The sequence below is a fragment of the Nostoc sp. CHAB 5715 genome, from assembly GCF_020829685.1.
GTDB lineage: Bacteria > Cyanobacteriota > Cyanobacteriia > Cyanobacteriales > Nostocaceae > Nostoc.
On sequence record NZ_JAIVFR010000086.1, the window covers coordinates 1 to 11,986 of the forward strand.

An 11,986-nucleotide genomic window follows, 5' to 3' on the forward strand; every position below is an offset into this window, starting at 1 on the left:
TTAATTGGCATAACCTTTCATCAAAGCATACTAGTGGGCGTTTTTGCTCAGGTGGTTGAGCATATAAATCAAGCACATCTTCCATTCGGTATACGAATTCTGAACTGATTTGTGGGATGCACCATTGCTCTTTTAGCCAAGGTTTTAGCTCGTTTTTTTTAATATCCGACCAACTGTACTTTTGCTCAAGCTATCAACTATTTCAAGACTCACAAGTTTGTCTGCTAACATTCTTAAAGTCCAGCGTGCGCTAAGAGAAGGTGCATCACTACAAGTTGTGGCAATTAAATATGCTTCTGCAAAAGGAGTTAATTTTTGTGGTTTCCCACTACGCTTTCGCTCTTTTAATGTCGCTTCTAAATTTTCTGTACAAAACTGTTTGCGAGTTCGCTCCACTGTTGCTATTGATATGTGTAATGTTTTTGCTATTACCTGATCACTCTTGCCATCACTGGACATAAGCAATGTATGTGCGCGACGAATTTCTCTGGCACTCGCTTTTCCCTTTTTTACTATATCTAGTAGTTTCTGTTTATCCTCGGCGCTGAGTTCAATTTTATACTTCTTACTCATACACTTTTGTTTGCTAGCGATCGCACCTGGGCTTGTGGCTTTGTTGAGTCCACATTGCTCTGTAATCAGGATACAACATTACCCCTCAAAATTAATGGGACAGACCACTAGTGGTAAATACCCTTTTTTAGGTACAGGGGTTTCTCGACGCAGAGAAACCCCTGTAGGAGTTTTGCTGCTCATTTCATTTTTGATGAATTTAATTCGTGGTACATCCTGCAATACGATAAAGATACCCTAATTGAAAGTATCTCTCTATGCGATCGCTGAAAAATTACATTGCTTTTGGGCTGATGAGAAAGTAAAGCAACTTTAGGAGCTAGATACAACTACGCCTGATGGTGTTACAGATCACAACTGGCAATAGTGAAATTAATTAAACTTACTGCTAATTCCTCTAAAAAAAACTTATGCAACACTTTTTATTAACTTGGCTCGGTACTGCGGTGGCATTATTGATCACTTCTAAAATCGTTGATGGCTTTATTGTCAATAATTTTGTTGTAGCCCTTGTTGCAGCAGTGGTTATCGGGCTTGTTAATGCGTTTATCAGGCCTATTTTGCGTCTTTTGGCATTTCCGATTACCTTACTCACCTTTGGTTTATTTACATTGGTGATCAACGCTTTAACTCTTTGGTTAGCAAGTGCCTTAACTCCTGGTTCTGGTTTTGAGATTCAGGGCTTTTTACCTGCTTTGTTAGGTTCAATTGTGCTAGCTATTGTTTCTAGCATAATTAACTATTTTTTGAGAGTTGTTGACTAGAAAGTTTATTTACACCCTGCTGTACTAGTGTTACTTTGGCGTTGGTATTAAATATATGAATCCGGGTGTAGAAACGTTGCAATTGCTAGTCTCTATAAAAGTTTTGAAATCACGCAAAATCATTTTCATACCTGAATTCAGCAATGCCGTTACTTTAGTTAATGACTAATGACTAATACTTCGGCTTCGCTCAGTACAAGTGACTAATGACTAATAATATTTGAGGCTTGGGCAACAGCTAGTGTTATCGCTCCTGGTTGCCCTTCTAGCTGGAAAATCTGTTTAGGAACTAAGAATCTCACTCCCAATGCTTCTGTGGTGGTAAAAGGGGAAGCAGTCAATAATGGGTTTTGAATAGCTGCAAGAATAGCAGCTGCCTCTGCTACGCTAGGTGTACCAACTTTGTGGTTGGTAATTGTGGCAGGGTTGGGGACACAGACACAGCGAAGGATTTGGGCAGAAAAAGTTTTTAGGGGGAAATTGCGTAGGTTGCAAAGTTCTACTAAACCAATTTCTGAGGCTTTAGTGTCAATGGTAGCAATACCTGCGATCGCACTTTGAAAAAGTTGATTTTCTCGAAATACTTGCTCAATTGCCCAATCAATCAACTGCCATGAGGTTCCCCGTTTACAACCGATTCCTACCCATAAAACCTGTTCCACTTGGTGTATTTCCTTATTCAATTCGTCAGGATTTGGTTTACTCCAACAGCCAACCAAATAAATCTCCTACTGTCAGCCTCAACTCACTTGCAAAATCTGGCACAGGGAGTAAAGCTTCTAATTCATCCAACATAATTGGCTGTTGATTGCGGATGTACACAAAAACCGTTTGTTCTTCTGGATCAATCAGCCAACCCATTTGTGTTTCATAATTCAGGCAATGCAGAATATTTTTTGTAACTTTCGTTTGTCTTTGGTCAGGTGATAGAATCTCGATAGTCCAATCGGGAGCTGCTTTGAAGACGTTGGCAACTTGGCCATTTTCATCACGAGGAATTCTTTGCCAAGTAAATACAGAAACATCTGGCACTATTGATCTGCCGCCAAAAGTACACCGCAGTTCTGGATACGCTCGTGCAATTCGCTTGGGCTTCACCGTTAAGTTAATAGTGCTAACCATTTCACCTTGAATTGTACTGTGCTTCCCCTGTGCCATTGGTTTTTGAATAATTTGACCATTGATGTATTCACTAGCGGGTTTCGTTTCTGGTATTATTAGAAACTCTGCCAAAGTTATGTTTTTAGATGGTGTCTGTACCATTTGCGATCGCCTCCAACAAAACGCTTTCTTTCAACTCCACCAATTACGAATTACCTTAGCGTAGCCCATTACGAATTACTATTACATCCTCTCCAATACCTGAATTCCCAACAAAGATAATCCCAACTTCAAAGTTCTAGCAGTCAAATCACACAGAATCAACCGAGATGTCCGTTGCGGTTCCTGTGCCTCCAAAACCTGAACTCCCTGATTGCGATCGTAAAACTGATTAAACTTTTTACTCAGTTCATACAAATACTCACACAAACGATTGGGCAGCAAATCTTGCTCTACACTACTAATAACTTCATCCAGTTGAAGTAAATATTTTGCCAGCGCTAATTCTGTTTCATGCTCCAACAAAACAGCATTGTTTCCCAACTCCTTAAAGTTAATATCACCCTTGCGGCTAATCCCCTGAATCCGCGCATAAGCATACAACATATAAGGCGCAGTATTACCTTTGAAATCTAGCATTTTGTCGTAGCTGAAGATGTAGTTACTGGTGCGATTTTGGCTTAAGTCTGCATATTTAACTGCACTGATTCCAACTACCCTAGCAACTTCATTAATAAATTCTTCAGTTTCTTGGCGTTCTTCTTCTTGTAATCTAGTTTTTAGGTCAGCATAGGCACGAGAAATAGCTTCATCTAATAAATCCCGTAACCGCACAGTATCCCCAGAACGAGTTTTGAATTTCTTTCCATCTTCTCCTAACACCAATCCAAAAGGCACATGCACTAATTCCACATCATCAGGAATCCATCCGACTTTGCGTGCAACTTGGAAAACTTGAGCAAAGTGGTTTCCTTGTCCAGCATCTGTTACATAAATTATCCGCTTTGCTTCATCCTGCTGAATCCGGTAGCACAGGGATGCTAAATCAGTTGTGGCGTAGTTATAGCCGCCATCTGATTTCTGCACAATCAAGGGTAAAGGTTCACCTTCTCTATTTGTAAACCCTTCCAGAAAAACGCATTTTGCCCCCTGGTTTTCTACCAGTAAGCCAGATTTCTCTAAATCTTCCACAACGCCAGATAGTAAAGGGTTATAGAAAGATTCCCCACGTTCAGTTAACTTGATATCCAGCAACTCATAAATTACTTGAAACTCTCGCCGTGATTGTTCACACAGTAGTTTCCAAGCATGAAGTGTATCCTCTGCACCTGCTTGTAATCTTACGACTTCTTGCCGCGCTGTTTCTTGAAAAACTGCATCTGCATCAAAGCGTTGTTTGGCTTTGCGGTAAAAAGAGACTAAATCACCAATATCTAAAGCATTCGCGGTGGTAAGCGCGTCTGGGTAAACTTCCCGCAGATAGGCAATTAACATGCCAAACTGTGTACCCCAATCACCTACATGATTTAACCGCAAAACATCGTGTCCTTGAAATTCTAAAATCCGGGCGATGGAATCACCAATAATCGTCGAACGCAAGTGTCCAACGTGCATTTCTTTAGCAATATTCGGACTAGAGAAATCCACAATTTCCCGCTTGGGCGTTTTTGCGGCGGGAACTCCCAATCTGGGATCAGCTTGAATCGCGTTCAGTTGTGCTTCCAGGTAGGCCGTTTTCAGTTTCAGATTGATAAATCCTGGCCCAGCGATTTCTGGCGGTTCGCAGATTTCGGATACATCTAGTTTCAGGGCGATCGCATCTGCGATCGCTCTTGGTTGCAATCCTTTCTTTTTACTCAGGGATAAAGCCACATTCGCCTGATAATCACCAAATTTAGGATTGCTAGCAGAAACCAAAATTGGATCTACTCCAGCAAAATCAGCGCCAAAAGCCGCAACTATTGCCTGCTCAAGCTGAACTTTTAGTTTTTCTTGTGTAGCATTCATATATAAATTTTATCTGGGAGAGAGGGAATGTAGCTCTAGAAAAGCTTGATTATTAACTTTAGCATTTCATTTTGAGCCACTCGATTCATGAAGCGATCGCTCCCCACCACTTACTCCCCTTCCCTTGAAGTCTGGTAAGCCAAATGTGGATGTGTCAATTGGTACTCTTAAAAATATCTGGAGACAAGCTCAATTGGAGGAAGAGTAATGCGTTATACAGTTGTGATTGAAAAGGGAGAAACTAGTTACGGTGCTTATGTCCCTGATTTACCAGGTTGTGTAGCTGTGGGTGAAACTTTAGAAGAAGTTAAGCAGATGATTACAGAAGCTATTGAATTTCATCTATAGGACTAATATTTGATTTCTGAAAAAGCTCGGTACAACTCGAAAAGCCTAATTCCTTATTCCCTACTCCCTACTCCCCACTCCCCGCCTACGTAGATAATTTCAAAAATCAAATACGATTCCTATAGAGTTTAATTCTATCAGTGTTGATGTAAGGGCTGATAATAGCAGTTCTATCGCACGAAGGTTCTGAGTTTGAACTGCATAATGTAAAGGTTTGTAACTGATTTCTGTAGTTTTTAGAACTGAAACTGAATCCAAAATAGGTACGTGATTTCATCGTACAATACCAGTCAAACTGAAAGAAAAATTCAGTAATTAAAACTTTACATCTGTTTAAATCTTTCCAACAAACACAGAGCAGTATTAAGGAGGAAGACATTAGATTGTATGAAAAATAAATTTACAATTTTAGCAGGTACAACATCAGTAATTTTATCCCTGGTAAGCCAACCAGTTCTTGCAGCTTGGAGTGGGCCTCAGGGTCTGGGAGGTACATACGTCTCAAATGTTAGTTGTGCTTCCTTAGGGACAAATCAGGTTATCTGTGCTGGACTAGGAACCAATAATGAACTTTTTGTTAATCGGTTCAATGGCATTTCATGGAGCGGGCCTCAGGGTCTGGGAGGTACATACGTCTCAAATCCTAGTTGCGCTTCCTTGGGTACAAGTCAGGTTATCTGTGCCGGTCTTGGAACCAATAATGAACTTTTTGTTAATCGGTTCAATGGCAGTTCGTGGAGCGGGCCTCAGGGTCTGGGAGGTACATACGCCTCAGATCCTAGTTGTGCTTCCTTAGGGACAAATCAGGTTATCTGTGCGGGTCTTGGAACCAATAATGCACTTTTTGTTAATCGGTTCAATGGCATTTCATGGAGCGGGCCTCAGGGTCTGGGAGGTACATACGTCTCAAATCCTAGTTGCGCTTCCTTGGGTACAAGTCAGGTTATCTGTGCGGGTCTTGGAACCAATAATGCACTTTTTGTTAATCAGTTCAATGGCATTTCATGGAGCGGGCCTCAGGGTCTGGGAGGTACATACGTCTCAGATCCTAGTTGTACTCGCTTAGGTGCTAGTCAGGTTATCTGTGCGGGTCTTGGAACCAATAATGCACTTTTTGTTAATGCTGGCCCATAGTTACAGAGGTTTTTCTCTAGGGTGAAGGGTAGGCTTAGTTTAGGACATCGGTTAACGAACGCTTTGATAAATTGCTCTCTCCTGAGTTATCCTCTTCCCCTTCTTTAGTAATTTGAGATTGTTTGAGTATTAGACAGGTAAAACTTAGGAACGTGGATTAAATAAAATGCAAAACTTCATCCTGTATCCTAGCTTCCCTCTCCAATATATCGGAGAGGGATTGAGGGTGAGGTAAGCTGTCGGACATAAATTGTATCTTATTTAATTCTTATTCCTTAATTAACCCTTTTTTCACTACCAGCTAATTCCTTAGGTTCGTAGTGACGGCAACCATTACAGGGGCCTTCAGGATTGACAGCACAACGCATGTAGCCAGATCGGGCATTAAATTTGCAGCTGATGTCGCCAATTAGATAACCTACACCTTCTAAATAATAGCGATCGCCTTCTACAGGCCTGACGTTTTGTCGTCCCTGCATCGGTGGAAAATTCATGGCTGCTTGCCTCATTCGTAAGCGCGATCGCGCATGGGTTTTGCGGAGCGCCCACAGAGAAATCAGGGACGGTAAAAAACCAACGGCAATCACTAAAAGTGTCTTTAACACCTTCTTTTTACCTCTTCTGTGCGCTGATTGATTGTCCCTGATGTTGCACTCTGGTTTTACCGAAGTGCAAATATTAGGGCAGCTTTGCCTACTTCCTACCACAGTTAGTAGCAATTAGCAATGGCAGTATGATAAGTAATTTTAAGGAAAAATTTCCTTCTGCCACTTCAATAGCATAACTGTTACAACCTCAGGGGTAATCTGCCGTTGAATATTGATAATTTTAAGATTTGTTGACTAATACCTTTTTGAAGAAGTGTTTTGTGTCAGCCTTAGCCCCATTCTTGTTTTTTCTGTGTCGCTGCGATGCTAATCTTTTTTTGGTTTGCTGACGAAGTTGCTGTGCTAGCAGTGCGGCTTCCCTTTCGGCTCGGAATAAATCAACTTTTCGCGTTGTCAAAATAAATGATTTGTTAGACTTTCGTTTCACCCAAGGGACGCTAACTGCGAAATACTGACAAATATTTTTGCATAGCTCCTTTATCAAGAGTGGGCAACGCTTTTGAGTATTCAGTGTGTTAGCGATCGCTTTCAACTCTAATATCGCTGCTTCTAACTCTTGCGCCATCTGATTGATGCGTTCGACTTGTGTTATAAAACGCTCCCGTTCACTGATGATTTTTTCCTCTTGGGGTTGCAGTGGCACTATAGCAGTGATTACAGATGTAGGCTGAAACAGCAAAATGGGCTTTTTGTCCGTGTCTTGGATTTTTTTCATACTACCTCAAGCAAGGCTAGCTGACTTTTAAGGCATTTTAGCAGCTAATTAGTATATTTGTACTATATAAATAATTGTGTATATGAAATTTAATCTAAGAAATTTTGCTGTATATAGCTTTTCCTAATCAAATGAGCTACATCATAGCCCCCTCATCGCTTGCGGGGAGGGGGTTGGGGGTGGGGTTCCGTGAGAAAGCTAAAAGAACTGCACTCATAAGCTGAAGTAGTCACACCAGCGCTGATAAAATTTCTAGTAGAGTTATTTGTGATTAATTACCTTCTTTATGAGATTAAGAATATACGAAATAGCTGATACCGAAGAAATTATGAAATTGTTCTACGACACTGTTCATGAAGTGAATATTGATGATTACACACAAGAACAAGTAGATGCTTGGGCACCCGCAAACATGGATATTGACATTTGGATTAAAGGTTTAGGAAGTAAGTTTACTTATGTAGCAGAGGAGGAGGGTAAAATTATTGGTTTTGGGGAATTAGAGACTAATGGACATATTGACCGTTTTTACTGTCATAAAGATTTTCAAAGAAAAGGGATTGGTAAGAAAATCTTAGAACAGCTTGAATCAAAAGCAAAGTCTTTGGGAATTGAAAAGTTATTTACAGAAGCCAGTATTACAGCCAAACCTTTTTTTGAAAGCCAGAACTTTATTGTTGTGAAACAGCAAGAGGTAGAACGTAGAGGGCAAAAGCTAATAAATTTTATCATGGAAAAATCAATTGAATAATTACACCGAAATATTACGATGTTGATAAGGAATATCGTGATGTTCATAAGGAATATCGTGATGTTGGTTATGAATGTCGTGATGTTGGTTATGAATGTCGTGATGTTCATAAGGAATATCGTGATGTTGGTTATGAATGTCGTGATGTTGGTTATGAATGTCGTGATGTTCATAAGGAATATCGTGATGTTGGTTATGAATATCGTGATTTTGGTCAAATTGATATCTTGCACGAGTTCCAACAACCGCCTCAGAATTAATTGTGAGGCTAATACAGCAGATTGCAACAGGCGTGAGGTACAAATGATCTTAAGGACACAGCACTGCTCATACGTGTCAACTTAAGCCAAACACTCAATTTTCCGTAGTTTTAGATCCCCCAACCCCCTTTCCAAGGGGGCACTCGATTCTAATTCCCCCCTTTTTAAGGGGGGTTAGGGGGGATCAAAAGTTTAGGGTGCTAATAGAGAGAACCCCAAAGACTTACGCTGTATGGTTCTAAGCTTAAGTTGACACCAATGAGCACTGCTGTGCCCCTACCTGTGTACTTCATTTAGCTAAAGTTTTCTAAAGAAGACCGACAAAATCCCGTCTGCTTTTGGCGTTCCGTAAGAAAGGGTAGGAAGCCTGAAGATTGCGTTTGCGTTGCGATTAAATTCCTCTCAATAACTGATTAATTTTAATTTGCAGTTTTTCTCGTAATTGTTCTGCCTGCCGATAAGTTATTTTACGCCCTTTGTTTGAATGGTTGTGCAATTCTGCTGGTTCCAAAGGCTGAATAAAGTAATGCAGGCGAGTTCTCATTGCCCAAATTCCCATTGAAGGAAACAGAATTAAGGCAAGCATTAAAGGCGAAATAGGCAAAAATGGTAATTTGACTAGTCGTTGCAATTTTTTGAAATTAACAGCCCAAGGATGTAAAGATTCACTACCGATGCAAACTACTGGCAGAATAGGAATTTGATAGCGATCGCTCAACTGAATAAAACTCACATCAAACTTTTCTAGTTGATAGCGTCTCCTCCAACCCTTCCGAGGACCACGGATACCTTCGGGTGCATATAAGAGAATTTTACCTTGGGCGATCGCTGTAGACGTTGGCGCAGCCATCGCTGCTTCAAAATCATCTAATTCGGCTCGCACACCACCCAAAACCTGCGACCATTTAGGTGGTAGCCACCAAATCATCCAAGGATGCTCAAATAATGCTGGACTTGCTAATGGTTGTACCACCCATCCTCTAGCTTCACTTAATAAATAACCCAAGGTCAAAAAATCCCAAGGAAAGCTCATCCCTGCGTGGTTCATTGCCACAATCAATGGCCCTGTTTGCGGCAAGTTTTCGACTTGTTGTAATTCTCCACGAAAATAGTATTTGACAATGGGGGCGAGAACTTCTTTGCGAAAAGCTTGTTGATATTTGGGATCAAATTCACTAACTTCTGTTCGGGGTGAACGAAAACCAAGACGCAACCAACGACTCAGCAACGCCAGATAAAATCCGCCAGGAATTAAAAATAATCCATATTCGAGCCAATTCCAACCGTCTGAATCGCTATGATAGTGCTGCCAATGACGGTTGAATAAAATTAGCCAGCCTGGAGGATACCAAAGACAAAACCAATCAAACCAGCTAAATATATAGCCTTCACCTGGTACATTTTCTAGTTGAGTGTTAAAAAGGTTTTCGGAATGTTGATTAATCAAAACAATGATATGAATTCGGCAAAAATTTTATGTAAATCTTATTATAGCTTTATAGCTTTGCCATTGGGATATTACCTTAGAGGTAAAATTAACTACATGTTTTGGAAACACTGATAAATGCAAAGTATTAGATAAAAAGTAATTCATGAGGAGTAATAACTAATATTGGTATTTAGCCAAAAGATGAAATTGATAATAACTAATGACGGTTTAAATTCTTCCTCAAGCTGGAGACAAATGGCGAGACACCTGTCCTACTCTTCCTATTATGGAACTAGGAAAGTCACTAAAAATTTCAGATTTAATCCGTGAACTTCGGCAGCAGCTCGATCTTTCTCAGGAAAAGTTTGCAGCCAAGTTGGGAGTTTCCCTGCGAACAGTTAATCGCTGGGAGAACGGATCTACAGTGCCTTCACAGATGGCACTAAAGCTAATTGAAGAAATGTTACAGAAAATGGGCGAACCAGGCAAAAGACTACTGAACGAGTATCTCCTAAAGGCAAAGCAACGGGAGGACTCTTAAGATGATGGTGAAAGTACTCGAAAAAATTGTGATGATGCGCTCTTGGTTACTAACATATAGTGTGATGATTCTGGCAGTTATAGCTGCGTTGCTGCTGACGCGACTGTTGTTGCCAGTCTTCGATCCGAGCGTATTTACATTATTTTATGCTGCCGTGGCAATCAGTGCCTGGTATGGCGGCATGGGACTTGGAGTACTAGCGATCGCTCTTTCTGTTACAACTGCTTTCTATTTTTTGATCGAGCCAGTCTACTCGTTCGATCTCCTCAGCCCAAATGTCTTGGTAAGATTAACCTCGTTCTCACTAGTATCCTTCTTAATTACTGCCCTCTCTTCAGAGTTGCGAACTGCCAGAGGCAAAGCAGAGACAAGCCTAAAATTGTTGCAAAATAGCGAAATGCGGTTTAGCCGCCTGACAGAATCCAACATCATTGGAGTTATCGTAACTGATATGAACAACGGCTCGATCATAGAAGCCAACGATGCTTTTCTGAAGATGGTCGGCTATACGCGAGAAGATTTTGCCGCTAACCAAATGAAATGGCGCGAGATTACCCCACATGAGTATCTTCTTTTGAGTGAACGTTCAGTAGAAGAACTTAGAACAACCGGAGTATGTAAACCCTTTGAGAAGGAATATATCTGCAAAAATGGCGATCGCATTCCCGTTCTGCTCGGTTCTGTTGTCGTGGGAGATACTCAAGAAACGGTCATTGGCTTCGTTGTTGATTTGAGCGAACGCAAACAAGCAAAAGCGGCATTACAGCAAGCCAATGAGCGGAATACACGCACTCTGGAAAACATGAGTGATGCATTTATTACTTTAGACCGAGATTGGCGAATCATCTACCAAAATGCCGAAGCAGAGCGAATTAACGGCAAACCCCGGACAGAGGTCATCGGTAAGTCGCACTGGGAGGAGTGGCCCTTATCAGTAGGCACTAATGTAGAGCTACAGTACCGATGGGCAATGGCAGAACAGATTCCCGTCCACTTCGAGCATCACTACTACTTGCCGTCCAAGTATGACCTGTGGCTGGAGATTCACGCCTACCCTTGTGAGGATGGTCTTGACATTTTCTTCCGTGACATCAGCCAACGCAAGCAAGTAGAACAAACTTTGCGTGAGAAAGAGGAACGCCTGAGATTAGCTAACGAGCGTTTTGAGTTAGCTGCTGCTGCGGTCAACTGTCTCATTTATGACTGGAATATAGAGCAGGATACCGTTGAAAGAACCGAGGGGTTAACCAGAATTTTGGGTTATTCCCTCGACATTGCCCAACCAACTGGTAATTGGTGGCGTGAACTTGTCCATCCAGAGGATTTGCAACGTGTAGAAGAAAATGCGGCGATCGCTTTGGCAAATGGCGATCGCTATTCTGCCGAGTATCGCATTCGCAACCAGGATAATCAGTATGTCCACGTACTGGATCAGGGGATAGTGGTGCAACGGGATGCTGATGGAAAACCAGTACGTTTAGTTGGCAGCACCACAGATATCAGCGAACGCAAGCAAGCAGAGAAGGCAGTCCAAGCAAGTGAAGAACGCCTCAGGAGTTTTGTGAAAGCGAATATAGTTGGCATTCTCTTTGGTGATGTGAATGGTAGTATCACTGAAGCCAACGACGAGTTCTTGCGAATTGTGGGCTATACCCAAGCAGATATACAGACAGGCAGACTACGCTGGACTGATATCACGCCTCCTGAGTACCAATATTTAGATGAACTGGCTATTGCCGAGGCAGACTAGCGATC

The 11,986-nt window shown here is 41.4% G+C and carries 14 protein-coding genes; 6 read left to right on the top strand and 8 right to left on the bottom strand.

Annotation, left to right across the window (positions count from 1 at the left end; translation table 11 throughout):
• Positions 1-144: 144 nt before the first annotated feature.
• A complete protein-coding gene (locus LC574_RS07110) occupies positions 145-573 on the bottom strand; it encodes a helix-turn-helix domain-containing protein (protein WP_229452361.1) in 429 nt (142 codons plus the stop codon).
• A 410-nt stretch (positions 574-983) separates the two neighbouring features.
• On the opposite strand from LC574_RS07110, the gene LC574_RS07115 reads away from it, so the two are divergent.
• Positions 984-1,337: a phage holin family protein gene (locus LC574_RS07115; RefSeq protein ID WP_229452362.1), complete on the top strand. Its 354-nt coding sequence runs from the start codon at positions 984-986 to the stop codon at positions 1,335-1,337.
• A gap of 203 nt (positions 1,338-1,540) precedes the next feature.
• Here the strand turns inward: LC574_RS07115 and LC574_RS07120 are convergent, their stop codons facing one another.
• From LC574_RS07120 to argS, 3 genes are all read right to left on the bottom strand, one after another.
• On the bottom strand, positions 1,541-2,020 hold the full coding sequence (locus tag LC574_RS07120) for a cobalamin biosynthesis protein (protein ID WP_229452363.1): 480 nt from the start codon (positions 2,018-2,020) through the stop codon (positions 1,541-1,543).
• Between the two features lie 16 nt (positions 2,021-2,036).
• Positions 2,037-2,600, bottom strand: coding sequence for a Uma2 family endonuclease (locus LC574_RS07125; protein ID WP_229452364.1), 564 nt, complete (start codon positions 2,598-2,600; stop codon positions 2,037-2,039).
• 81 nt (positions 2,601-2,681) lie between these two features.
• Positions 2,682-4,445, bottom strand: coding sequence for an arginine--tRNA ligase (gene argS / locus LC574_RS07130; RefSeq protein ID WP_229452365.1), 1,764 nt, complete (start codon positions 4,443-4,445; stop codon positions 2,682-2,684).
• Between the two features lie 207 nt (positions 4,446-4,652).
• On the opposite strand from argS, the gene LC574_RS07135 reads away from it, so the two are divergent.
• Together LC574_RS07135 and LC574_RS07140 are read left to right on the top strand one after the other, a co-directional pair.
• On the top strand, positions 4,653-4,793 hold the full coding sequence (locus LC574_RS07135) for a type II toxin-antitoxin system HicB family antitoxin (protein ID WP_229452366.1): 141 nt from the start codon (positions 4,653-4,655) through the stop codon (positions 4,791-4,793).
• A gap of 387 nt (positions 4,794-5,180) precedes the next feature.
• Positions 5,181-5,927: a hypothetical protein gene (locus LC574_RS07140; RefSeq protein ID WP_229452367.1), complete on the top strand. Its 747-nt coding sequence runs from the start codon at positions 5,181-5,183 to the stop codon at positions 5,925-5,927.
• Between the two features lie 275 nt (positions 5,928-6,202).
• On the opposite strand, the gene LC574_RS07145 is transcribed toward LC574_RS07140, so the two are convergent.
• Positions 6,203-6,532, bottom strand: coding sequence for a DUF6464 family protein (locus tag LC574_RS07145; RefSeq protein WP_229452368.1), 330 nt, complete (start codon positions 6,530-6,532; stop codon positions 6,203-6,205).
• Between the two features lie 223 nt (positions 6,533-6,755).
• Positions 6,756-7,250 carry a hypothetical protein gene (locus tag LC574_RS07150; protein WP_229452369.1) on the bottom strand — a complete coding sequence of 165 codons (495 nt, stop codon included), beginning with the start codon at positions 7,248-7,250 and terminating at the stop codon, positions 6,756-6,758.
• 286 nt (positions 7,251-7,536) lie between these two features.
• Here LC574_RS07150 and LC574_RS07155 point away from each other — a divergent pair, with 286 nt between their 5' ends.
• Positions 7,537-8,001: a GNAT family N-acetyltransferase gene (locus LC574_RS07155; protein WP_229452370.1), complete on the top strand. Its 465-nt coding sequence runs from the start codon at positions 7,537-7,539 to the stop codon at positions 7,999-8,001.
• On the opposite strand, the gene LC574_RS07160 is transcribed toward LC574_RS07155, so the two are convergent.
• A complete protein-coding gene (locus LC574_RS07160) occupies positions 8,002-8,304 on the bottom strand; it encodes a hypothetical protein (RefSeq protein WP_229452372.1) in 303 nt (100 codons plus the stop codon).
• A 348-nt stretch (positions 8,305-8,652) separates the two neighbouring features.
• Positions 8,653-9,708: a 1-acyl-sn-glycerol-3-phosphate acyltransferase gene (locus tag LC574_RS07165; RefSeq protein WP_229452373.1), complete on the bottom strand. Its 1,056-nt coding sequence runs from the start codon at positions 9,706-9,708 to the stop codon at positions 8,653-8,655.
• Positions 9,709-9,976: 268 nt separating this feature from the next.
• Between LC574_RS07165 and LC574_RS07170 the strand changes: the two genes are divergently transcribed.
• On the top strand, positions 9,977-10,231 hold the full coding sequence (locus LC574_RS07170) for a DNA-binding transcriptional regulator (RefSeq protein WP_229452375.1): 255 nt from the start codon (positions 9,977-9,979) through the stop codon (positions 10,229-10,231).
• Position 10,232: 1 nt separating this feature from the next.
• Positions 10,233-11,981, top strand: coding sequence for a PAS domain S-box protein (locus tag LC574_RS07175; protein WP_229452377.1), 1,749 nt, complete (start codon positions 10,233-10,235; stop codon positions 11,979-11,981).
• Positions 11,982-11,986 lie beyond the last annotated feature (5 nt).

Coding starts and splice junctions, on each gene's coding strand:
- LC574_RS07135 (WP_229452366.1), top strand. CDS start 4,653: ATGCGTTATACAGTTGTGATTGAAAAGGGAGAAACTAGTTACGGTGCT.
- LC574_RS07150 (WP_229452369.1), bottom strand. CDS start 7,250: ATGAAAAAAATCCAAGACACGGACAAAAAGCCCATTTTGCTGTTTCAG.
- LC574_RS07125 (WP_229452364.1), bottom strand. CDS start 2,600: ATGGTACAGACACCATCTAAAAACATAACTTTGGCAGAGTTTCTAATA.
- LC574_RS07175 (WP_229452377.1), top strand. CDS start 10,233: ATGATGGTGAAAGTACTCGAAAAAATTGTGATGATGCGCTCTTGGTTA.
- LC574_RS07170 (WP_229452375.1), top strand. CDS start 9,977: ATGGAACTAGGAAAGTCACTAAAAATTTCAGATTTAATCCGTGAACTT.
- LC574_RS07110 (WP_229452361.1), bottom strand. CDS start 573: ATGAGTAAGAAGTATAAAATTGAACTCAGCGCCGAGGATAAACAGAAA.
- LC574_RS07155 (WP_229452370.1), top strand. CDS start 7,537: ATGAGATTAAGAATATACGAAATAGCTGATACCGAAGAAATTATGAAA.
- argS (WP_229452365.1), bottom strand. CDS start 4,445: ATGAATGCTACACAAGAAAAACTAAAAGTTCAGCTTGAGCAGGCAATA.
- LC574_RS07140 (WP_229452367.1), top strand. CDS start 5,181: ATGAAAAATAAATTTACAATTTTAGCAGGTACAACATCAGTAATTTTA.
- LC574_RS07115 (WP_229452362.1), top strand. CDS start 984: ATGCAACACTTTTTATTAACTTGGCTCGGTACTGCGGTGGCATTATTG.